Source organism: Labilibaculum sp. K2S, from assembly GCF_030372765.1.
Lineage (GTDB): Bacteria > Bacteroidota > Bacteroidia > Bacteroidales > Marinifilaceae > Labilibaculum.
Genome location: NZ_JAUCMW010000006.1, coordinates 1 through 22,142, shown reverse-complemented (window position 1 = coordinate 22,142; position 22,142 = coordinate 1). Strand labels below are relative to the sequence as shown.

18 protein-coding genes and 3 tRNA genes are annotated in these 22,142 nt (G+C 34.3%); 6 read left to right on the top strand and 15 right to left on the bottom strand.

The genetic code is table 11. The annotated features are described in order from the left end of the window. Positions 1-231 precede the first annotated feature (231 nt). The 3 genes from QUH73_RS09370 to QUH73_RS09360 all read right to left on the bottom strand — a co-directional run bounded on the left by QUH73_RS09370 (position 232) and on the right by QUH73_RS09360 (position 6,822). Complete coding sequence (locus QUH73_RS09370) at positions 232-2,580, bottom strand: TonB-dependent receptor (RefSeq protein ID WP_289530175.1); 2,349 nt, start codon at positions 2,578-2,580, stop codon at positions 232-234. Positions 2,581-2,741: 161 nt separating this feature from the next. After that, entirely contained in the window at positions 2,742-4,394 is a 1,653-nt protein-coding gene (locus tag QUH73_RS09365) for a Zn-dependent hydrolase (protein WP_289530174.1), read from the bottom strand. A 304-nt stretch (positions 4,395-4,698) separates the two neighbouring features. Beyond that, positions 4,699-6,822, bottom strand: a complete 2,124-nt coding sequence (locus QUH73_RS09360; RefSeq protein ID WP_289530173.1) for an HD family phosphohydrolase — start codon at positions 6,820-6,822, stop codon at positions 4,699-4,701. A 191-nt stretch (positions 6,823-7,013) separates the two neighbouring features. On the opposite strand from QUH73_RS09360, the gene QUH73_RS09355 reads away from it, so the two are divergent. After that, positions 7,014-7,808: a C40 family peptidase gene (locus tag QUH73_RS09355; RefSeq protein ID WP_289530172.1), complete on the top strand. Its 795-nt coding sequence runs from the start codon at positions 7,014-7,016 to the stop codon at positions 7,806-7,808. A 25-nt stretch (positions 7,809-7,833) separates the two neighbouring features. Further along, positions 7,834-8,268, top strand: a complete 435-nt coding sequence (locus QUH73_RS09350) for an NUDIX hydrolase (RefSeq protein WP_289530171.1) — start codon at positions 7,834-7,836, stop codon at positions 8,266-8,268. Here QUH73_RS09350 and QUH73_RS09345 read toward each other — a convergent pair. The 7 genes from QUH73_RS09345 to thrS form a co-directional block, all read right to left on the bottom strand. Continuing rightward, a complete protein-coding gene (locus QUH73_RS09345; RefSeq protein ID WP_289530170.1) occupies positions 8,257-8,904 on the bottom strand; it encodes a WbqC family protein in 648 nt (215 codons plus the stop codon). The genes QUH73_RS09350 and QUH73_RS09345 overlap by 12 nt on opposite strands. Before the next feature lie 104 nt (positions 8,905-9,008). Beyond that, complete coding sequence (gene lepB, locus QUH73_RS09340) at positions 9,009-10,397, bottom strand: signal peptidase I (protein WP_289530169.1); 1,389 nt, start codon at positions 10,395-10,397, stop codon at positions 9,009-9,011. 55 nt (positions 10,398-10,452) lie between these two features. Next, on the bottom strand, positions 10,453-11,166 hold the full coding sequence (gene dapB, locus QUH73_RS09335; RefSeq protein ID WP_289530168.1) for a 4-hydroxy-tetrahydrodipicolinate reductase: 714 nt from the start codon (positions 11,164-11,166) through the stop codon (positions 10,453-10,455). Positions 11,167-11,397: 231 nt separating this feature from the next. Continuing rightward, positions 11,398-11,751 (bottom strand): 50S ribosomal protein L20, encoded by a 354-nt coding sequence (gene rplT, locus QUH73_RS09330; protein ID WP_101308885.1) that lies wholly within the window; start codon positions 11,749-11,751, stop codon positions 11,398-11,400. 93 nt (positions 11,752-11,844) lie between these two features. Beyond that, entirely contained in the window at positions 11,845-12,033 is a 189-nt protein-coding gene (rpmI, locus tag QUH73_RS09325; RefSeq protein ID WP_442358280.1) for a 50S ribosomal protein L35, read from the bottom strand. A gap of 43 nt (positions 12,034-12,076) precedes the next feature. Continuing rightward, the gene (gene infC, locus QUH73_RS09320; protein ID WP_289530292.1) at positions 12,077-12,631 is read right to left on the bottom strand and encodes a translation initiation factor IF-3; all 555 of its coding nucleotides are present in this window, start codon (positions 12,629-12,631) and stop codon (positions 12,077-12,079) included. Between the two features lie 21 nt (positions 12,632-12,652). Continuing rightward, entirely contained in the window at positions 12,653-14,605 is a 1,953-nt protein-coding gene (gene thrS, locus QUH73_RS09315; protein ID WP_289530167.1) for a threonine--tRNA ligase, read from the bottom strand. Positions 14,606-14,909: 304 nt separating this feature from the next. Here thrS and QUH73_RS09310 point away from each other — a divergent pair, with 304 nt between their 5' ends. The 3 genes from QUH73_RS09310 (at position 14,910) to QUH73_RS09300 (ending at position 17,523) form a co-directional block, all read left to right on the top strand. Then, complete coding sequence (locus tag QUH73_RS09310) at positions 14,910-17,123, top strand: S9 family peptidase (protein ID WP_289530166.1); 2,214 nt, start codon at positions 14,910-14,912, stop codon at positions 17,121-17,123. A 195-nt stretch (positions 17,124-17,318) separates the two neighbouring features. Next, positions 17,319-17,391 (top strand) — tRNA-Gly (locus QUH73_RS09305). A 59-nt stretch (positions 17,392-17,450) separates the two neighbouring features. After that, positions 17,451-17,523: transfer RNA gene (locus tag QUH73_RS09300), tRNA-Gly, on the top strand. 125 nt (positions 17,524-17,648) lie between these two features. Here the strand turns inward: QUH73_RS09300 and QUH73_RS09295 are convergent. The 5 genes from QUH73_RS09295 to QUH73_RS09275 form a co-directional block, all read right to left on the bottom strand. Then, a complete protein-coding gene (locus QUH73_RS09295) occupies positions 17,649-18,938 on the bottom strand; it encodes a DUF3570 domain-containing protein (protein WP_289530165.1) in 1,290 nt (429 codons plus the stop codon). Further along, positions 18,923-19,150 carry a DUF4266 domain-containing protein gene (locus QUH73_RS09290; RefSeq protein WP_124991144.1) on the bottom strand — a complete coding sequence of 76 codons (228 nt, stop codon included), beginning with the start codon at positions 19,148-19,150 and terminating at the stop codon, positions 18,923-18,925. Before QUH73_RS09290 ends, QUH73_RS09295 begins: the two co-directional genes overlap by 16 nt. Next, the gene (locus tag QUH73_RS09285; RefSeq protein ID WP_289530164.1) at positions 19,128-20,186 is read right to left on the bottom strand and encodes an FAD:protein FMN transferase; all 1,059 of its coding nucleotides are present in this window, start codon (positions 20,184-20,186) and stop codon (positions 19,128-19,130) included. Before QUH73_RS09285 ends, QUH73_RS09290 begins: the two co-directional genes overlap by 23 nt. 3 nt (positions 20,187-20,189) lie before the next feature. Then, positions 20,190-20,636 carry a thioredoxin family protein gene (locus tag QUH73_RS09280; protein ID WP_289530163.1) on the bottom strand — a complete coding sequence of 149 codons (447 nt, stop codon included), beginning with the start codon at positions 20,634-20,636 and terminating at the stop codon, positions 20,190-20,192. Between the two features lie 180 nt (positions 20,637-20,816). Further along, positions 20,817-21,365 carry a hypothetical protein gene (locus QUH73_RS09275; RefSeq protein ID WP_289530162.1) on the bottom strand — a complete coding sequence of 183 codons (549 nt, stop codon included), beginning with the start codon at positions 21,363-21,365 and terminating at the stop codon, positions 20,817-20,819. A gap of 149 nt (positions 21,366-21,514) precedes the next feature. On the opposite strand from QUH73_RS09275, the gene QUH73_RS09270 reads away from it, so the two are divergent. After that, positions 21,515-21,598, top strand: a tRNA-Leu gene (locus tag QUH73_RS09270). Positions 21,599-22,142: the final 544 nt, after the last annotated feature.

Here is a 22,142-nt window from a genome sequence, read left to right as displayed (position 1 = left end):
TATTGAAGGAGCCGGACTTTTGTTCGGCTCTTTTTTTTGATTAATACCGAAAATAGTGGTTGTTGTAAGAATTAGAAATTGTGATAATAATTTTTAATTCGAGCTAAAATTATGTTGTTGTATTGGAAGTAATCTAGTCATGTATTTTGATTTACTCATGTCAATTATTGAGAGGTATAGATGATTACTGTGTTGTGGATATTGAGATAATTGTAATTGACTATTGCTATTTTAAAGCCCATAAGAAAGCCCCAATATAAAATTCCTGCTACTAGCACTAATTCCAGATGAATAAGGTCGGTATCGCTTATTTAAGATGTTTTCCACACTTATATTAGCAATAAGCTTTTTGCTTATTCTAATTTCATTGTTAAAGCTTACAATCATCCAGGAAGGGGAGTAGGGCATTCCATTTTTGTCTTTGGCATACAAATAGGCTTTATCTCTTTCCGTGTCAGCAAGATTATTATAGCTAATCTCATCATTAAATTCAAGGCTTAGTTTTGATGTTAAGTGTTTCGCTTTATAGGTTACCGACGTATTTCCAAATAATGGAGGAACATGTCGCACCGGGCTGCCATCCTTGTATTCCCCTTTTGTAATTGTAAAACTTGTATTGGCTGAAAAATGATCAGTTAACTTCAAAAAAGCACTAAAGTTACCTCCCCATATCTTCGCATTATCTGCATTTACGATGGCTTGAATTGAGCTTTCCTCACCATCATAAATTAGAGTAGTTTGTCCGTTGTACGAAAAATCTTTTCTAAGCATAGCCTTATCTAAGAAGGAGTAGAATCCATTTAAGTCAAGAAACAAGGTGTTGAAAAAATTTTTGCTCAGGTTTACTTCAAAATTATATACTGTTTCAGGTTTTAAATTTTTGTTCGGAACAACAACTTTCCCTGGTTCAGAATCAAACACTTTTGCAACATCATCAATATTTGGAGTTCTGAATCCTGATGTAGCATTTATTTTGAGCAACCATCCTTTATTGGATAAATGACTTATGCCGATACCACCATTTACTGCACCAGAGGAAAGATTTAAGTTATCGAAAGGAAAATTGTAAAAGCGATTGTCCAGAGTAGATGTTATCCAAACATGAGAATATCGTATTCCTGTATTTAGGATCCATTTTGAGTTTAATTTCCATTTTAAGTTGGAGTAGAATGCCAAACTGGTATACTTGGAATTATCAGGGTAACGACTTGATGTTTCTAACTTTTCATTGGAAAAAATATTCGTGTTATTTCCGTAAGAATTTAGTCGGTTGTGAGTCCATTCACTCCCATAAAACAATTGAGAGAATGAATTTATTTGCTTTTCAGCATCAGCATTTACTGAATATATTTTAAGATTCTCTTCTCTGTTAGTCAGTGTTGAAGAATTGAATTTCCTACTATTTCTACTTTCCTGATAGTTTTGATATCCAGCTATTACTTTAAAAGAATTATATAGAAATGTTGGTTTGGAATTATTAATTTTTAAAGAATGCAATTGAAGTTTTTGAGGGCCGTAATACCATTCAGCATATTTTAACTGACCACCTGAATATTGTATTAATCGGTCGTATCTCGGAATGTTTGATGTTTCGGAATGTTGAAAATTGTATTGAAAATCCATTGTTTCTGAAGCTTTGAAACGTATTTTTTGCAATACATTGATCTGGGAATAGCCACTGCGTTTTTGATTTTCAGGATTTGGATTTTGGATTACTTCATCTGTGTCATTTCTGCTGATAACATATTGAGGTCGCAAGTAATCATCCGGACCGTGTTTTCCCATTTTTAGATCCGAGAAATCAGAATAGCTAACACTACCTGCTAAACTCAATTTGTAAGTTCCAAAATTGTATTTGCCATGATTCATTACTTCATTATTAGCAGATGAATATCTGGATTTGAACGAGAAGTTAATATTGGGGACTTCAGAAGTTGAAAGACGCGGTTTAATCGTGTGAAAATCCATTACGCCGCCAATTGCATCACTTCCATAAATAATAGAGCCTGGTCCCAAAATTACTTCAGCCGATTCAAGACTGTTTGGATCAATATTGAGTACATTTTGAAGGTTACCACTTCTGTAAATGGCATTGTTGAGACGGATACCATCCAATACAATGAGAACTCTGTTGGCCGCAAATCCTCTGATCATTGGACTGCCTCCTCCTAATTGGCTTTTTTGAATATAAACCTGATTACATTCCTTTAATAAATCTGCACTGGTTTGAGATGTACTTTGTTTTATCTGGTCTTTGTTTATTTGTATCACCTTTATTGGTATCTCATTACTATTCTCTTCCCATTTATTAGCAGATACCACGACCTCGGATATTGGGAATATGTTGGATTGTAAGGAGATAATAAATAATTTATTTTCTATTTCTGAAAAAGTAAACTGAAGATTTTTATAAGAAGGATGTTGAAAGTGAATAAGTTTGTTTTTTGAGAAGCCAGCCAAGCTTGCTTCTCCCATGTTGTTTGTTATTATTGATTTTTCCGAATCAAATATGTATACATTTTCTATTGGTTTGTGAGTTTTCGAATCGGTAAGTTTAACTATTTGAGCAAATGTGCTCATGTTGTAGAGAAGTGAAATAATTATACAAAGAAATAGACGGATCATTTGTGTATGATTTTCAGGATTTAGTTTAGAATTCAAATATATGATAAATATTTCATCTGCGGAATGGAAATAAAAAAAGGCACCTTTATGATGCCTTTTTTTATAAAAAATGAGAATTAATTACTCGAAATAATAACTTTTTCACCCTGATCGTAAACGAGATCTTTAGGAACTTTAGCCCTTTGAATTCGATATAAGTCCTGTAATAGTTCATTATGAATAAACCCCTTTGTTTTAATTAGCTGATCAGCTGTTTCATAATCACCATTTCCTTCTATTTCAAGAACTAATTTTGATAATGATTCAATGGCCTTTTTCATTTTGTAAAAATTAACTTGATAAGTGCCACTCTTTATGTTGTATTTAAAGGCCTCATTTTCTTCGAAATAGTAAAATCGAATCATGTTGGCAACTCCTTGTGAATCCTTTACCCCAAAGCGAATAGATCTAAATACATCTGCCATATAGGTAACGTAATTATCCATTAGTTCAACATCCTGAATCTCATGCATGTCATGAAGTTGGCCAAGAAAATACATTCGTAATACATCATTTTTCACTTCATTTATTACATTGTAATGATCTTTTAAAGCTTCTTTTACACTTCCTTTTCCATTTATGGTTTGTGAGATTCCAAGACCATCGCTTATTTCATAAAAAATTGTATTTAAAAAAAATGACTTGAATAAAACATGTTTGCGCTGTTTTTCATCGATAACTAAATTTGTAATTGGTAGCAGAATTTGATCAAATTTGGCTTGCATTACATTCTTAAAATGTAATTTCTTTGCAGAATTATTCAGAGTGTTGCCAATAGGTAGGTTCAAACCAATTAGTTTATTCCCTGCATTGCAATAACCGGAATTGTATAAAACATCATAAATTACTATTTCTGCCGATTCAGAGGGTATTTCTCTTTTATATTCATCAGAAACAGGAAGATTTTTTTGTAGATAAGGAAGTAGTAAAGAGTATTTTTCAACATCTTTAGTCCATTGTTTATTTCTTAATAAAATAAACGCACCGTAGGAATATTTTGTCCAGATAAAATGATCTTCTGTGTTCGAAATAGGTCCTGCAATAAAATCAATGGGATTGTTTTTCAGATTTATCCACAAATGATCACTTTTCTCGAAATTATCTGAAAGTAAATCTTCAGCGCGTTGCAAAAGGTATTTCTTAAAATCTTCAGTTTCGCAGAGTTCTGCGGCACTTTTCAGGGCTGAAACAGCATTATTTATTTGGTTTTGATAAGTTATGTGGTAAGGCAACACCTTTAGTAATCCATTATCGGTACGGGCTAATGTTGTAAAGGCGCTGTATTTATTGTCATTTTTTAAAGAGAAGAATTCTCCTTGAGTTATATCTTTAGGAAAAAAACCAATTCCTAACGGACGAGGAGGAAAATCATCGGTGAATGGAGCAAATCCATCTAAACGATCCCATGGGCCGTAATTGATCATTGCGTATTCCCTCATATCTGGATCAGTAATTTTATTTAAAAGTTGATTTTTATCACCATATGCCTGCAGCCAATAAATTTCATCAATAGCATTTGCTACTCTAATTAACTGAGAAAATAATTTTATTTGATTTACTGTAAGATTGCTTAAATCGGCGGAGAGTTCAACTTTTGCGTAATTTGCCAATTTTCGCTGCATAACAGAGTCGTATTTTTCTTTCTCTTCAGTTTTTTTATTGGGTTGGCAGGAAAAAGCAAATACGATTGAAATGATGAGTCCAAATTGAAATATCAGTTTCCGATTCATAGCAATAGGGTTTTGAATTTAAAATACTGTGATTAGCTTGTATATTAATTTTAATGTTTCCTTACACTTGTCAATACGGACAAGCCGTTTAAGAACGATTTGAAGAATACTCTTAGTTATAAGTTACAAAAAAAAAGAAAAGGGAAAAAAGAAATTCAAGATGTTGTCTTGTATTTAATTATCATAAAGTCAAAGTTTTATATTTTACTGATGGATTAGGGTACTTTATCTTTGATTTCAATCTATTGTCAGGCTATTGAAAATAGATTGAAATCAAATTATTGGAGAAGCAAGGTCAAAATATTTATTCATTCTCCTTTGGATACTCAATTCGGGCATGATAAACGTTAATAAGAGCATTTGTGAAAATTTCTTTGACCTGATTGATATTTTTAAAAGTTATATCCGCATTTTGGAAGCGGTTTTCAGCAATTTGCTTGTCAATTATTTTATCAATAAGAGTACGTATCGTCTCCGGCGTTTTTTCTTTTAAACTACGTGATGATGCTTCTACTGAATCTGCCATCATTAATACTGCTGTTTCTTTGGTGAAAGGATCCGGACCTGGATATGTAAATTTTTCTTCATCAATTTCCTTGTCAGGATATTTATTTTTAAATGAGGTATAGAAATACTGAACTCTTCCGGCGCCATGATGAGTTTCAATAAAATCTATAATTAGCTGTGGAAGCTTGTGTTTCTTCGCAATTTTAACTCCAAATTTAACATGATCAGTTATGATCTGAGCACTCTTATCAAAATCTAATTTATCATGAGGATTTGAGCTGGTTAGTTGATTTTCAATAAAATAAGCCGGGTGTTTCATCTTTCCAATATCATGATATAAAGCTCCGGTGCGAACCAGTAGAGGATTTCCGCCAATTTTATTGATAGCAGCTTCGGCTAAGTTGGCTACCTGCAGGCAATGCTGAAAGGTTCCCGGCGAGTGCTGTAATAGTTGGCGTAAGAGTGGATGATTTTGATTCGAGAGCTCAATTAGTGTAACATCCGAAAGAAAACCGAAAAGTTTTTCGAAAATGTATATCAGTGAGTAGGAAAATGTTATTGCTAAGCAATTTATAGCAAAGAACATGAAGTTTATCCATTTAATGTCAGCGATATTTGATTCTTGAGTTATGGCAAATGCAAAGTAGACAATACTATAGGTTAAGAAGGTAATGATTCCTGTTAATACCAGCTGTCCACGACGCTCTAATCTTGGCAGGCTATAAATTGCCATAATACCGGCTGAAAGTTGAAGAAATACAAATTCAAAGCCATTTGGGGCAAGAAATCCAGTAAGTAAAACTGTTATTATAAAAACAAAGAGAGCAGTCCGACTATCCATCAACGTTCTTACAACTATTGTTATTAAGGCGAACGGAATGATGTAGATATTAACTTTAGTAAATTTAAGAACAAGAGTTGTTAGTGCGACATATAGCAGTACAAATAACAGTATAAAGAGTAGTTTTTTGTTGTCATGTAAAATCTGTTTTCTAAAATTTCGGAGATAAAGAAACAGTAACAGGATACATGAAATAATTAGCATGCATTGCCCAATAACAATTAAATAATGGTTCTGCGACGATCCCAGTATATTTTCATAATCCTTTTTTAGTGATTCTAAAACAAGAAACGTGTGTTCATCTATCACATCTCCCACAAGAACAATCCGGGTTCCGGATTCAATAATACCTTTTGAAATGGATACCATGGACAACATACTGGACTTAACCTGTTCAGACATTGTTGCATCGTAAAACAGATTAGGCAGAAGATAAGAATCAATGTTTAAATCCTGAATGAAACTCTGATAAGCGGAAGATGGAAAATCTGTTTTTAATTGATTTGAGATAAATTGATATGCACTTTTGGGTGTATATATATTTTCAATAGGAACAACTTCGTTCAGATTATTTACTGATTTATTAATGAAGTTAGGACGTTTATATCCTAATTCCTTTTGTTCATTTTGTAAATCGGCTATTCCAAATTCGTAAATTTTATTGAGATTAAAAAGTAGGTATTCTTTGAGTCGTAAGAACTCTTTTTCTGCAGTTTGATTGGAATTATTTAGTTTTTTATAAGAACCCGACTTTGTGAATTGGCTCCATTTCTTATCAAAGTCGGAATTGAATTTATTCGTTATTTCTGTAACAACAGCAGTATCTTTTTTAAAGAAAGGATAGAATTTGTTCAATATGCTGTCTTTCTCCTGCGAAATTTCACTTTCAGTTTTTAAAAGAGCAAAATCAAAAGGTGCAATTAAAGTTTCGTGCATCCATGGTTTTCCTTTTTGGTATTCGTATTTGAAGTTACCAATGTTGGGAAACAGAAGAGTGATGAGAATAATGGTCATTGATGTAATCAAAAACCTGTAGATATTATTTAAATTCTGTCGAATCCACCTGAAGTATTTACTCATTTTTGTTTACTATTTGTGAGTGCGGTTTTTATTGAAATTTTGTTTATAAAAATAATGTAATATTTTGTGCTGGAAAACTATTCGTCATTTCTTTTAGATGACTTATTTTATTGGCTTTTTTTGTGAAAGCAAATGTAAAAACATAATTTTATTCTTTATATTTGGTTTGTATGCTAAAAATAGAACAATAAATGAATTACGGAATTTCCGATCTAAGTATTATACCTGTCCGAAAAGAACCGGCTGAACGAAGTGAAATGGTAACTCAATTATTGTTTGGGGAGCATTTTGAGATTCTCGAAGAGAATGAAAACTGGTCAAAAATTCGATTGGCATTTGACAATTACGAAGGTTGGGTGGATACTAAAATGATTACTGCGATTGATGAAGAACTTTTTCAAACTTTAAATAAGGAGCTTCAGGTTGTAGCAAATGATACGTTTAATTTGGTTTTTCAGGAGCAGGATTACTCCAATAAATTGATCGTGCCGGGAAGCTCATTTCCATTTTGTGATTTGGAGAAGAAGTCATTTAAAATTGCCGATAAGGATTATTTCTACCAAGGCAAAGTTTCTGAAAATTCTTCTGCCGACCACTTACGTGATTCCATTATCGAAAGTGCTTTAAAATATTTTAATTCTCCCTATTTATGGGGAGGAAGAACTCCCTACGGAATTGATTGTTCCGGATTAACCCAAATTGTATACAAGCTAAATGGTATTGTTTTGCCAAGAGATGCAAGTCAGCAAGTATTAATTGGAGATTCTCTTACTTTTGTAGAAGAGGCTCTGCCTGGCGATTTGGCTTTTTTTGATAACGAAGATGGAAAAATTACTCATGTTGGTATTATTTGGGATCGGCATAAAATTATACATGCTTCTGGTAATGTTCGTATTGATAATGTAGATCATCAGGGAATATTTAATGTCGATAAAAAGCGTTACACTCATAAATTAAGAGTGATTAAAAGAATTATTAACCAGTAGGTTCAATTCACATCAGACTTCTGTTATGTATACTTACCAATATCCAAGGCCGGCACTAACTGTAGATTGTGCAGTTTTTTGCAAATCTAATGATGTGCTTTACGTACTGCTAATTCAAAGAGCCAATCCTCCATTTCAGGATATGTGGGCATTCCCTGGTGGTTTTGTTGATATGGATGAAGATATAGAAGTGGCAGCCTATCGGGAACTAAAAGAGGAGACTGGTTTTGTTGGTTTTGGTTTAGAACAATTTCGAACATATGGTTCTGTTGACCGCGATCCTCGGGGAAGAACCGTATCCATTGTTTATATTGGAACAATGATGTCTGATGAATTGCCGGCTGTGAGGGGAGAAGATGATGCCAAACAGGCAAAATGGCAACCTGTTGAAAAATTGTCGCCTCTTGCTTTCGATCACGATCTTATAATGACAGATATCCTGAAGCAACTACAAATTTGAATTGATTGATTCAAGGTAGCTTAGACTGTCTGGACCCAAATTGAAAATTAGATCCAAAATACTTAGATTCTCAATAAAACCATATTTATCTCCAAACACTTGTGTGTATTTTTTGGCTGTAAATGTGTTGTCTGTTTCTAATTTTGAAGTCTTAGGGTGTATCTTTTCCCTGAAATCATCATATTCACATGTGCCAAAACCAATAAAATCCTTAGTGAATTGAATATTGGGTTCAATCTCCAGAATGCCGAATATTTCTTTCTGAATTTCATTATTGTATTCAAGTAAATAATCCCATTTCTGAGTGAAGAAGCGCTCTAAATCATCAATATAATACTCGTAGAAAGGAGAAGATTTGTAGGCAGCCTCAATGCCTTTCCAATGCAATTTTTGCCAGTTTGTATCATATGAAATTTTAACATCTTTGGTCAGTACTTTTTTATTTGTTGCCTTTACAACTGGAACAGATAGAGATAAAACACCATTTGCTCCATAGATATTACAGCGGTTTCTGTAAGATTGCTTTGAATAATGCTCCCATTGCTCAATTACAATTTCGGGGTATTGAATTAATTTACAGTAATATTGAATGGGTGCAAAAAAAGATGTTGCCAGTAAGGCTTTGGAGTTTTTCATAGATTATTCTGAAGCTGTTGATACGAAACTACAAAAATAGAAAAATAAGGAAAAGAAAAAGACACCGCAATGGGTGTCTTTCATATAATTTTTGTCTAAGTGGATTAGTGAATCCATTTAAAAACTCTGTCCCATCTTATTTTGCTGAAAGCGGTTTTGTCTTTATCCAATGAAAGCCATATAAATGAAGCCTTTCCTACGATATGATCTTCAGGAACATATCCCCAGTATCTTGAATCGGCAGACATGTGTCTGTTATCACCCATCATCCAATAGTAATCCATTTTAAAAGTAAATTCTGTTGCAATTTTTCCATTGATATAAATGGTAGAATCCTGAACTTTTAAATCGTTGCCTTCATAAGCATTAATTGCCCTTTCATACAAAGGAAGTGTCTCTAAGTTAAGCGAAACTGTTTGTCCTTTTTTAGGAATTACTAATGGACCAAAATTGTCTCTGTTCCATGTGTAATGGTCGCTAAAAGGGAAAACATCTTCAGAAATACCTAGAGTTGAATTTCTTCTAATAATTGAAACAACATTGTTCAATTTTTTCAATGCCTCAACCTTACTAAGCGAGAGAGGAAGATTATAATCAGATCCTCTGTGGTCGATATCTGCTTTAGCGATGTTTAGTTCTTCCAGTTTTCTTGGATTGATAGGAGTTCCATTTGTGCGGACAACATAATTGTACTGCATATTCTCAATTTTATCTTGAGGTTTACCATTAACATGCAATTCCCCGTCGATACACAATAGAGTATCTCCAGGAATTCCAACACATCGTTTGATGTAGTTCTCTTGTTTGTCTACCGGACGGGTTGCAATTTCTGTGTTTTGGGCAAGGTACTTTCGTGCCATATCAATATATTTTTTCTCTGACTGAAGAGTCCGTCCTTTTTTCATGTCATCAGACATAAATTGATCTCCTAAACCTCTTAAATTTGTATAATAGTCTGGGTTTTCTCTTCCAACGATAATAGTATCACCGGCAGGAAAGTTGAAAACAACAACGTCGTTTCTTTTCACTTCATTGATACCAACAAGACGTTTGTAAGGCCATTGAATCCATTCTAAATACGACTTTGTTGATTTGGTCAATGGCAATGTATGATGCGCAAAAGGAAAGGATAATGGCGTGTTGGGAATTTTCGGTCCGTAAGCTACTTTGCTTACAAAAAGATAATCTCCTACCAACAATGATTTCTCCATTGATGAAGTAGGAATTGTATATGCTTCAATGAAGAACATTCTGATAATGGTTGCTGCAACAACTGCAAAAATAATTGCGTCAACCCATTCTACCGTTGCACTTTGTTTCTTTACACCTCTTTTTTTCCAGAAAGCCCAATGTACTTTTTTACTGATATATACATCAAAAAGGATGGGAAGGCCCAAAATCAGCCAGTAATTACCTATCCAAATAATCATCAACAGGCAGATGATTAGGGCTATCGAAAATTTAAACCATTTGTTTTTTAGTATACTGCTCATTCAATTTATTTTAAATGATTACTTAATTTCTTTTTATTCCAGCTGTTGTGCTGAACTATAGTTTTAAAAGATCTTTCATGCCAAAAAAACCTTTTTTCTCAGGCATGAATTCTGCGGCTAACACGGCGCCAAGAGCAAAGCCTTTTCTACTATAAGCCAAATGTTGAATACTGATCTCATCGACTTCTGAGTGCCAGGTAATGGAGTGTGTGCCAGAAACGGAACCATGTCGTTTAGCAAATATACTAAGTTCGTCTTCCTTCATACTTGTGGCTTCAATCCATTTTGTTTTTCTTGGATGATTTTCAATAATTCCCTCAGCTAAAGTAATTGCCGTTCCGCTTGGCGAATCTAATTTGTGAATGTGATGAATTTCTTCCATATCAGCATTGTATTCGCTGAAAGGCGCCATTAATAAGGCTAGTTTTTTATTAAGCTCGAAGAAAAGATTTACTCCTAAACTAAAATTAGAGGCATAGAAAAAACCACTTCCTAACTGACATTTTTCCTTAACTAAATCTATTTTATCAAGCCATCCTGTTGTGCCTGACACAACGGGTACATTTGCTTCAAAGCAAATTTGATAGTTGCCAAAGGCTGAATCAGGATTTGTAAATTCAATTGCAACATCAATATTTTTAAGGTTCTCAGCATGTAAATCGGCTTGATTTTCCTGATCAATAATTAATCCTATTTGATGGCCTCGGTTTAGAGTAATTTGTTCAATTTCCTTGCCCATTTTTCCGTAACCAATAAGTGCTATTCTCATGTGTGGTTTTTTTAGGAGCTTGTATGGTTAATAGTATTACTCCTGTTTAATGATTTCAAAAATAATAAATCCAAGGCATAATAAACTACCAAGAGTGGATTAATGTGCCATTTGAAAATGCTTTTTCGATAATCAGTATAAAGACCCCATTAAGCATTTGGATTTAGGAGATAAACAAAAAAAACGGGATTGTACAAAACAATCCCGTTCTAAAGTAAATAATTTATAATATTATTTAGCTGTTTGTGCTTTTCCAACAACAGCTTTAAATGCTTCAGGATGATTCATTGCTAAATCAGCTAAAACCTTACGGTTAATTTCGATGTTAGCTTTATGCATCAAACCAATCAATTGTGAATATGACAAACCTTCTAGTCTGGCAGCAGCATTAATACGCTGAATCCACAATGCTCTGAAGTTTGATTTCTTCTTTTTTCTATCACGGTATGCATACTGCATACCCTTTTCCCATGTGTTTTTTGCTACCGTCCAAACGTTAGCTCTTGCTCCAAAGTTACCTCTGGTTTCTTTTAAAATCTTTTTTCTTCTAGCTCTTGAAGCTACAGAATTTACTGATCTAGGCATTGTTTCTGTTTTTAGAATGTTAGCGTTCCATTTAAGGACTCTTTTTTTGCTAAATCACCCGGTTAATAAACTTTAAAAATCAAATACTGATTTTTACAACATGTTAAGCATTAACTTAACATTTTTCTGGTCTGCTTTATTTACAGAACCAAAATAAGTAAGATTTCTCTTTCTTTTGGTGCTTTTTTTAGTCAAAATATGACTTTTAAAAGCGTGCTTTCTTTTGATTTTTCCAGAAGCAGTCAAAGTAAATCTCTTCTTTGCGCTGCTATTTGTTTTCATCTTAGGCATTGTACAACTAATTATTGATTATATATAAATTACTTTACTTTTTCTTTGGTGTTAAAAACATGGTCATACGTTTTCCTTCTAACCTTGGCAATTGTTCAACCTTACCAAGCTCTTCAAGATCCTGAGCAAATTTTAATAAAAGAATCTCACCTTTGTCTTTAAAAAGGATTGATCGACCTTTAAAGAAAACATAAGCTTTTACTTTTGAACCTTCAGCTAAGAATTTTTCGGCATGCTTTAGTTTAAAATTGTAATCATGTTCGTCGGTATTTGGTCCAAAACGAATTTCTTTCACTACAACTTTCACCGCTTTAGCCTTCAATTCCTTTTGTTTCTTTTTCTGTTGATAAAGATACTTTTGGTAATCAGAAATTTTACAGACTGGTGGATCGGCATTTGGTGAAATTTCAATCAAGTCCAATTCCTGTTCCTCAGCAAATTTCAATGCTTCAGCAATAGAATAAACTCCAGGTTCTACGTTCTCTCCAACAACGCGAACGCTACGTGCCCTAATTAATTTATTAATTTTGTGTAGAGCTTCTTGAGGTTTTCTTGGCCCCCTGTTGTTTTTATGGTGAAATCCAGCTATGTCTAGGTCCTCCTAATTAAGTTAGTATTTTTCAATAGAAGACATTTGATCTTCTACTTCTTTCTTTATAAAATCTGTAAATTCCTGAATGCTCTGAGAACCCAAATCACCTTCTCCTTGTCTGCGAACAGAAACAGAACCTTCGGTAGCTTCTTTTTCGCCTACAATTATAAGATATGGGGTCTTTTTCAACTCACTGTCACGGATTTTTCGTCCGATCTTCTCGTTGCGATCATCTAATACGGCGCGAATATCGGAATTATTTAACGAATTTAAAACTTTTTGGGCATAATCGTTATATTTTTCGCTAATTGGCATAATTACAACCTGTTCAGGTGTTAGCCATAAAGGGAATTTGCCACCAGTATGTTCCAGTAAAACGGCAACAAATCGTTCCATAGAACCAAATGGTGCTCTGTGGATCATGATAGGGCGATGCTTCTGATTATCGCTGCCGACGTATTCTAATTCGAAACGTTCCGGTAAGTTGTAATCAACTTGTATGGTTCCCAACTGCCATTTACGGCCAATTGCATCTTTAATCATGAAATCGAGTTTCGGACCATAAAAAGCTGCTTCGCCATATTCAACAACGGTATTTAAGCCTTTTTCTTCAGCAGCTTCGATAATAGCCTGTTCTGCTTTATCCCAATTCTCGTCACTGCCAATATACTTTTCACGGTTTACTTTGTCACGTAAAGACACTTGAGCAGTATAGTCTGTAAAGTTTAGAGCTTTAAAAATGATGAAAATAATATCAATAACCTTTTTGAATTCATCTTTTAATTGATCTGGTGTACAGAACAAGTGAGCATCATCTTGAGTAAAACTTCTAACGCGGGTTAATCCGTGCAGTTCTCCACTTTGTTCGTAACGATATACAGTACCGAATTCAGCATATCTAACAGGCAGATCTTTGTAGGAACGGGGTTTGAATTTGTAAATTTCACAATGATGCGGGCAATTCATTGGTTTAAGTAAATATTCTTCGCCTTCTTGCGGAGTTTTAATTGGCTGAAATGAATCTTCGCCATATTTTTCGTAATGACCTGAAGTTTTATACAAGTTGATGTTTCCAATATGAGGAGTAATAACCTGCTCGTATCCGAATTTTTTCTGTACACGTTTCAAGAAAGTTTCTAGACTTTCTCTTAACTGAGCTCCTTTAGGTAACCACAATGGCATTCCCTGACCAACATTCTGAGAGAAAGTGAATAATTCCATTTCTTTTCCCAGTTTCCTGTGATCACGTTTTTTAGCTTCTTCCATCATTACTACGTACTCATCCAAGAATTTCTTTTTAGGGAAAGTAATTCCATAAATACGAGTGAGTTGTGGTCTTTTCTCATCGCCTCTCCAATAAGCTCCGGCGATAGAGTTTAATTTGATGGCCTTAATATAGCTGGTGTTAGGCAAGTGTGGTCCTCTGCACAAGTCAGTAAAATTTCCTTGTTTATAGAAACTTATTGTACCGTCATCAAGATCATTGATTAATTCCAGTTTGTATTCTTCATCTTTTTCTTTGAAAAACGAAAGAGCTTCTTCCTTAGTAACATCTGTACGCTGATACTCACTCTTGTTTCGAGCAAGTTCAAGCATTTTTTGTTCAATTTTAGGAAGATCTTTATCGGAAAGAACCATTTCGTTTCCTAGGTCAACATCGTAATAAAAGCCCATTTCAATAGCCGGGCCAATACCAAATTTCACTCCAGGATATAATGCTTCCAGTGCTTCTGCCATAAGGTGAGCTGAGCTATGCCAAAATGCATATTTACCTTCAGCATCATCCCAAGTATGTAATTTAATGTTTGAGTCTTCGTTTATTGGACGAGAGATATCCCAAATTTCATCATTTACAGTTATAGATAAAACTTCTTTGGCCAGACTGTTACTTAGACTTCTAGCAATACCAAGGCCAGAAATCCCTGCTTCAAACTCTTTTACAGAATTATCCGGAAATGTAATTTTAATCATTATATAATTTTAAAAATTCGTTTTTTTATTTAATCCACAAAGATATAACTTTCTCCCTAATTTTCAGCTGAATTTGCTTGCCAATATTTGAGTGTTGTAAGAATAATGTTTGGAAATTTTTACGGTTTTGTTCTTAAGTCGGAAGTGGAGCCGTTGTTTTTATCCGATAAGGATGAATGGCAGTTGGTAAAATTGCACAAATGATGCGCAGCAACGAATATTTATCAAGTAGTAATTTTTCTTTTCTGTAAAAAAGTGGAATCTTTGAGAGATTAATAAACAACTGATACTAAAATTTAAAATTATGAAGATAAGTCGACAGATATTTACTTTCTGCATTCTTATGTTTTTTGGTTTTTTGTCTTTTTCACAGACTGAAAATCAGAAGATAAACATGGAGGATTTGATGGTTAATGGTACGTTTAGTCAGAAATCTGTTCAAGGGTTACTATCGATGAACGATGGTGTTCATTACACAACATTAGAAGAAGGTGGTACTAAAATTGTAAAATATAGTTATGCTACGGGCAAAGCTGTTGATACTCTGTTGAATCTAAATACATTGAAGGATGCTGAAATTAAAAGCATTAATGAATATGAATTTAGTGCTGATGAAAGTCGTATCCTGCTAATGACGAATCCGGAGAGAATATACCGACGATCTTTTACTGCTGATTATTTTGTGTTCTCTTTTAAAAACAGGGAGTTGCTTCCTTTGTCGAAAAACGGAAAGCAACGTTTGGCTACTTTTTCGCCGAATGGCAATCGGATTGCTTTTGTTCGTGATAATAATCTGTATATTCATAATGTTTTGTTTGGTTCTGAAATTAGAATCACAAAGGATGGAGAGTGGAATAAGATACAAAACGGAACACCTGATTGGGTTTATGAAGAGGAATTTGAATTTAACAGAGCATTTGAATGGTCTCCAGATAGTGAGTTTCTTGCTTATATGAAATTTAATGAAGGCGATGTGAAGATGTTCAATATGAACAAATTCAAAGGATTATTTCCACAGATAGATAAAAATTCTTTGTATCCTGAAAATTACACTTATAAATACCCAAAAGCGGGAGAGAAGAATTCTACGGTTGAGGTGTTTGTTTATAATGTTGAAGACCGAATTACGAAAAGAATGGATGTGGGTGAGGAGAAGGATCAGTATATTCCCCGCATTAAATGGACTCAGGATCCTAAAATGCTAAGTATTTATAGATTAAATCGTAATCAGAATAAATTGGAATTGCTGCTTGCCAATGCAAGAACCGGAGGTTCGAATGTAATGTATACGCAAGAGAATAAGTATTACATAGAGGAAGGAAATTTTGATTATTTAACCTATTTGAATGATGGTAAGCACTTTATTTATTTGGACGAGAAAGATGGATTCAATCATTTGTATTTGTATGATATGACGACTGGTAAATCCGTTCAGCAAATCACAAATGGAGATTGGGATGTAACTGATTTTTTAGGATTTGATGAAAAAAATCAGGTTTGCTACTATCAATCTGCCGAAGTATCGCCAATGGATAGAAATGTTTATTCAGTGAAATTAAATGGTACGGCAAAAAAAATGATTACTCCTGATAAAGGAACTAATAACACTGTATTTAGTAACGGATTTAAATATTATATCAATTATTTTTCAAGTATTACTCAACCAAATACTGTTAGTCTATTTAATAGTAAAGGTAAAATGATTCGGGTATTGGAAAACAACGAGGAGTTGGTCGCGAAATTAAAGGAATATCAGTACTCGCCAAAAGAATTCACAATGTTTCCTGCTGCTGATGGAATGACGATGCTGAATGCATGGATGATTAAGCCGTTTAATTTTGATCCATCAAAAAAATATCCTGTAGTAATGACACAATACAGTGGGCCAAACTCGCAAAGTGTTCTTAATTCATGGAGTTTTGATTGGTACCAGTATTTAGCTCAGGAAGGATACGTTGTTGTTTGTGTTGACCCTAGAGGTACAGGTGCCCGAGGACAAATGTTTAGAAAATGTACCTACATGCAATTGGGAAGATTGGAATCAGACGATCAGATATCCGCAGCCCGCAGCTTAGCTAAAGAAAGTTTTATAGATGAAAATAGAATTGCTATTTGGGGATGGAGTTATGGTGGCTTTATGTCTACACTTTGTTTAGAGAAGGGAAGTGATGTATTTGCTGCTGCAATTGCCGTTGCGCCGGTAACGAACTGGAGGTATTACGATTCTGTATATACCGAGAGATTTATGAGGACTCCTCAGGAAAATGCCAAAGGATACGATGATAATTCACCAATTAATCATGTTGATAAATTGAAAGGATCGCTCTTGCTTTGCCATGGAACGGCAGATGATAATGTTCATATTCAGAATACTTATGAGTTGACAGAACGTTTGGTGCAGGCAGATAAACAATTTGAAATGCAGGTGTATACCAACAGGAATCATAGCATATATGGCGGGAAAACAAGATTGCATTTGTATAATCGATTCAATAAGTTTTTAAAAGTTAATTTATAGTCAGTAAAGTGGCGTATGAATTGGAAAGAGGAAATTGTTTTTGATGATTTCCTCTTTTCTTTTGCTCAAATAGTCAGTTTTTTAGCTGTGTGTGTATTCTTTTTTTGATATTTTTTTTTGAAAACCTCTTGTCAAAAGCATTGGAATATCTATATTTGCAACGCTAATGTTAGGAACAACGGTTCTTATTAATATGCGAGAATAGCTCAGTTGGTAGAGCACAACCTTGCCAAGGTTGGGGTCGCGAGTTCGAGTCTCGTTTCTCGCTCAATGATTATTGAAATTTATCCTTTTGTTCAGTAATGAGGGTTTTGTTAAAAGGAAAATGCGAGAATAGCTCAGTTGGTAGAGCACAACCTTGCCAAGGTTGGGGTCGCGAGTTCGAGTCTCGTTTCTCGCTCAGTTAAAACTGTTTCATCAATATGAAACAGTTTTTTTATGCCTTATAATTTGGATGGTATTTTGAATCAAAAAAAATGGACTACTATAGAAGCAGCCCATTCACTATTAATAATATATCAGTTGTTAGAATGTGAATCCAAAATCTAAACTAACTAACCAGGCATTTAAACCATCGCTTCGGTCATAGTAGGCAGTTCGTAATCCAATTCTTTTTAATTGACCTGTCTTGTTTTTCCGTAGAGGAGATTTAAAGTTGCAAATTCCCATAACCGGGGAATATTGAAAGCCAACACCAACTTTATAGCTGTTAAAATCCGATAAATCGTAATCCGAAGTATAAAATTCAGGGGTGTTTGATGCACTGGCTTGTCCGAACTTATAGAAATCATCGGCAGCAGTTTGATTGTGATACCTAAAAAACGGCGAAACAATAAACGATGGACTTACCGTCATTGGAAGTTCTATGCTTGCTGTGTGAGCAGAAATTCCCCATGAATCAGAATAGTATCGATAGAAGGTTTTTAGTCGGATAAAATCGCTTAAATAGTAGTTCCATCTTATCGAGATTGGAATTTTTATTCTGCTATCATCTAATTTCTCAACATTGCTGTATTGAGTTAGTTCAGCCAGGGTATTAGGATAATTGGGAGTATCATCAAAAAATACCCGGTGAAAAGGAGTTGATAATAGTCCGCTTTGTGAAACTACTTCCATTGAAAATAAGGCCTGTGAACGCTTGTTGATAACCTGAGAGTAAGATAAACCAAATTTAAGAGTATTACGGACATCATCTTTAAGATTCGCCTTTGAAGTCCCTCTTGTTTCAACAGGGTAAAGTAATTTCCATTTATCGCTCATATACAATCCATCAATGGTAAGAGATCTGTTCTGATCTTTAGAATTGATGGTGTACGAACCTCCTGCATGATATGAGCTAACGTCAAACTCCTGCGAGAATCCGGCTAGAACGCTGTAGGCATTGCCCGAATTAGCTAAAGTGTGAGAATAAGATGCATTAATATGAGCTCTTGCATCCATGCTCGAAGCAGATGTTTGGTGTGTTTGAAGGTAATCGATATTGTCAGTCGAAGCTGAGGAATAGATATCAATGCCAAAATTTAAACCTAAACTTGACAGGGAATCTACAGGAATGTGAACTACAAAACTTGGAGCAACATTGGTTAGTTCTTCGGTGCCTTGTCCACCAGTTACAGGAGAATGATCGCCGTCCTGCTCGTAGTAGTTAAGCAGGAAATCCACTTCAGTCTCTTGATAATCTTCCGATGATTTTATTTTTTTACGACTGTCTTCTTGTTTGTCGTCGATGCTATTTTTATCTGTTTGGGCATTTGTTACAAATGTAACTGACAATAGCAATAGTAGGGATAGAATAGTCTTTAGTTGCATCCGCATCCTCCTCCTGATTTTCCTCCATTGGCACCTGCCGCACCTTCGCGGTAAGCCTGGAAGTTTGATTCGTAAACTTCAAGTTTTTTGGCCTGAAGTGCCATTTCTTCATCATTTAAATAGGTTTTTTGATAAGCTGCTACTGAAACACAGCTGTTCATTGCAATCATCGCAAATAAACCCATGATGATTAAGTTAATTTTCCTTTTGTTTTTCATTGGTTTCTCCAATTTGTATTTGATAATTATTTTTTTTGTTATTGTTCTGATATTCCAGTTTTAAATTGCTTGAAGTAATCAGTTTTTGATCATCAGTAACTAGAATGCACTCAATACCATTTAAACGGTTGATTAATTCAAGTCCATTGTCTTTTCCTAAAACAAAAACAGAGGTTGCCAGAGCATCAGCCAGTTCTGCATTGGGACAAATTACTGTTACGCTGCTTAATCCTTTTACAGGATAACCTGTTCTCGGATCGATAATATGACTGTATTTTATACCATTGAATTCAACAAACTTTTCATAGTTTCCTGATGTTACAACGGCTGTTTCTCCAATTGTTAACCAGGAATAAATTTGGCCTTTGTTCTTTGGGTTTGTGATACCAATTTTCCAATCTTTACCACCTTCGTCTTTTCCCCAGCTAATTAAGTCTCCTGATGCATTTACGAGTGCTCCGTCCAAATTCATTTTCGCCATCAATTCAAGAGCCTTATTTGCAGCATATCCTTTTCCTATGGCACCAAAGCCTATTTTCATTCCGGTCTCTTTTAAAAATACGCTGTGTTTTTCTTCATCAAGAACAATGTTTTTGTAATTTATTTTTGAGACTGAAGCCACAACGGATACAGAATCGGGCATGCTTTTCATACTGCCGTCAAATTTCCATATTTTATCCATTGAGGCGTAACTAATATCAAAAGCGCCGTGGGTAAGATTAGAAATTTTAATCGATCGACGAATCAAATTGAAAAGTTCCTGATCGACCACAACGGGTTTAATTCCAGCATTGGCAATGATTTTACTGGTTTGTGAATTTGTATCCCATGATGAGATTAAGAGCTCAATTCGTTTAATTTCATCAATACCTGTTTTTATGGCCAGTTTGGCTTGATTTTCATCACTTGTTACAACTGTCATTTCAAAACGAGATCCCATCAATAACAATACTTCGGTATACGATTTATTATTTTGAGAAGATGCTGAAAGCAAGGCTCCTGTCATTAGAAGTAGTAAGATGCCAAATTGTTTCATGCTTTACTGTGCGATAAGAGATTGGAGGTGTTCAATGTATTCTTCTGGCGATACTTTTTTGTATCCGGTTTTCCCGATAACTTTTGCATCCGAATTCATAAGAATGACGGTTGGGAATTGCCCTTTTGAATTGTAGTTGGCGGCTAAAGATTCATTAAGAGCAGTTTGCTCTTTCGATAATTTATTTTTCTTCAATCGAGGGAAGTCTACATCTAGAATGACTAAATTTTTTTCTGCAAATTTTTTGAATTCATCTGTATTTAAAATTGTTTTTTTTAACAGAATACAGGATCTGCACCAATCCGAACCAGAGAAGTTAAGGAATATGGTTTTGTTTTCAGTTTTTGCTTTTTGTAAGGCATCTTCCAAATTGTTTTGTGCCATTGTACTGGAACTGTAAAAAATGGTAAAAAAAAGGAGCAGGAAGGATATCTTTGCAATTTTCTTCATAGGTTCGAGAATTTAGTTCGTTTAATAATTGATTTAATATCAGTATTTATCCTTAATTAGATCAAATCTATAAAAAAATATCTTGCGCGATATAAATTAAATGTTAAAAAATTTAAAAATGTATATAGTTGTATTTGATAAGGGGTAATTATTTTCCCCCATTTATTACGGGATGGGGTATTACAGTTTGATTCCGTTATTATGAAGGATACTTTTCACTTCGTTTCCAATGATCGATTTTAGCAGAGAAACTAATTTATCAATTTTATCATTGTTGATATCCAGAAGACCAAGAAGTATATAGGCTGAGTTGCGATCTAATGGGGCGTCTTTTACCAATTCCATTAAAATTTTGGCTCCTGAACTGAATTCTTTGTTGCTTAAAACGGATAAGTTCACAAAAAACTGACTAGCCGTTCTTATTACATCGCCCTCTTCTTCAACTTGAATAAAAGGAAACAAAGCCATGATTGCTTTGGGTTTGTTTTTTCGAATGGAAGCACTTAATGCAGTTAATAGTTTCACTCTTTGCTCACTACTGGTAACAGATTGCAAGTGATCGTACATTTGGAACAGAACCGGGATCATCTTTTTATTTTGGCTTTCGCCATATAAAAAACAGGTTCTGAAGGTCATCACTTGAAATTCATTTTTGTCTAATTCATTCCATTTATCAGGTTGAACTGCCAATTTATCCAAGTAGGAGTAATCTTTTTTATTTTCTGCCATGTGTTTTGTAATAATATGTGGCAAAGATAGAAAATGAATTTCATCTCCAAAGAACAATAAACAAAGGCTGATCAATTTTATTTAGAAATTCTATGAATGTTTGATTTTGCTTTGTATTTGTATCTTTTTTGTTAATTTTGCTAGCCCTTGCCCAGGTGGCGGAATTGGTAGACGCGTCAGCTTGAGGGGCTGGTGGCCGTATGGTCGTGAAAGTTCGAGTCTTTTCCTGGGCACAATTAAGATAAACAGAGGGGTAACCCTCTGTTTATAAGACGTTCCCCAATATGTTTGTCTTTCTTCCCAATTACTTACAATTCCTTTATAAAGATTCATATCGATAAATCCACCAGATGTTTCTTGTGAGGGCATTAAATCATTGATCGGATAAGATTCTGTAGATCCATCAACATTGATAACAATCATATTATCACTAAACTTTTCTTCAGCCTGTAGGGCATTTATTAAAGTCTTCCAAACATTCCAATAAACACAGGTTAAAAATTGGCTTTCATCACCCGAAGTATTTGGGGGAAATTGCAACAATCAGATAATATGCAGAATACAATTTTGTCATTATAGGAAGCGTTTCATAAGTATGAAAATAGTTAAATGAGCAGTATTCTTTATTAAGTTTCTAAAATACTTTTAAAAAATAAAAATGATTCTTTTTTAGTTGATATTTCCTTGTTTTGTATGATTTTGTTTTATCTTTAAATCTGTACTGGATAAATCGCTCCATTATGTGCCACCCATTTCGGTTCAAAGTGTGCCACTGAT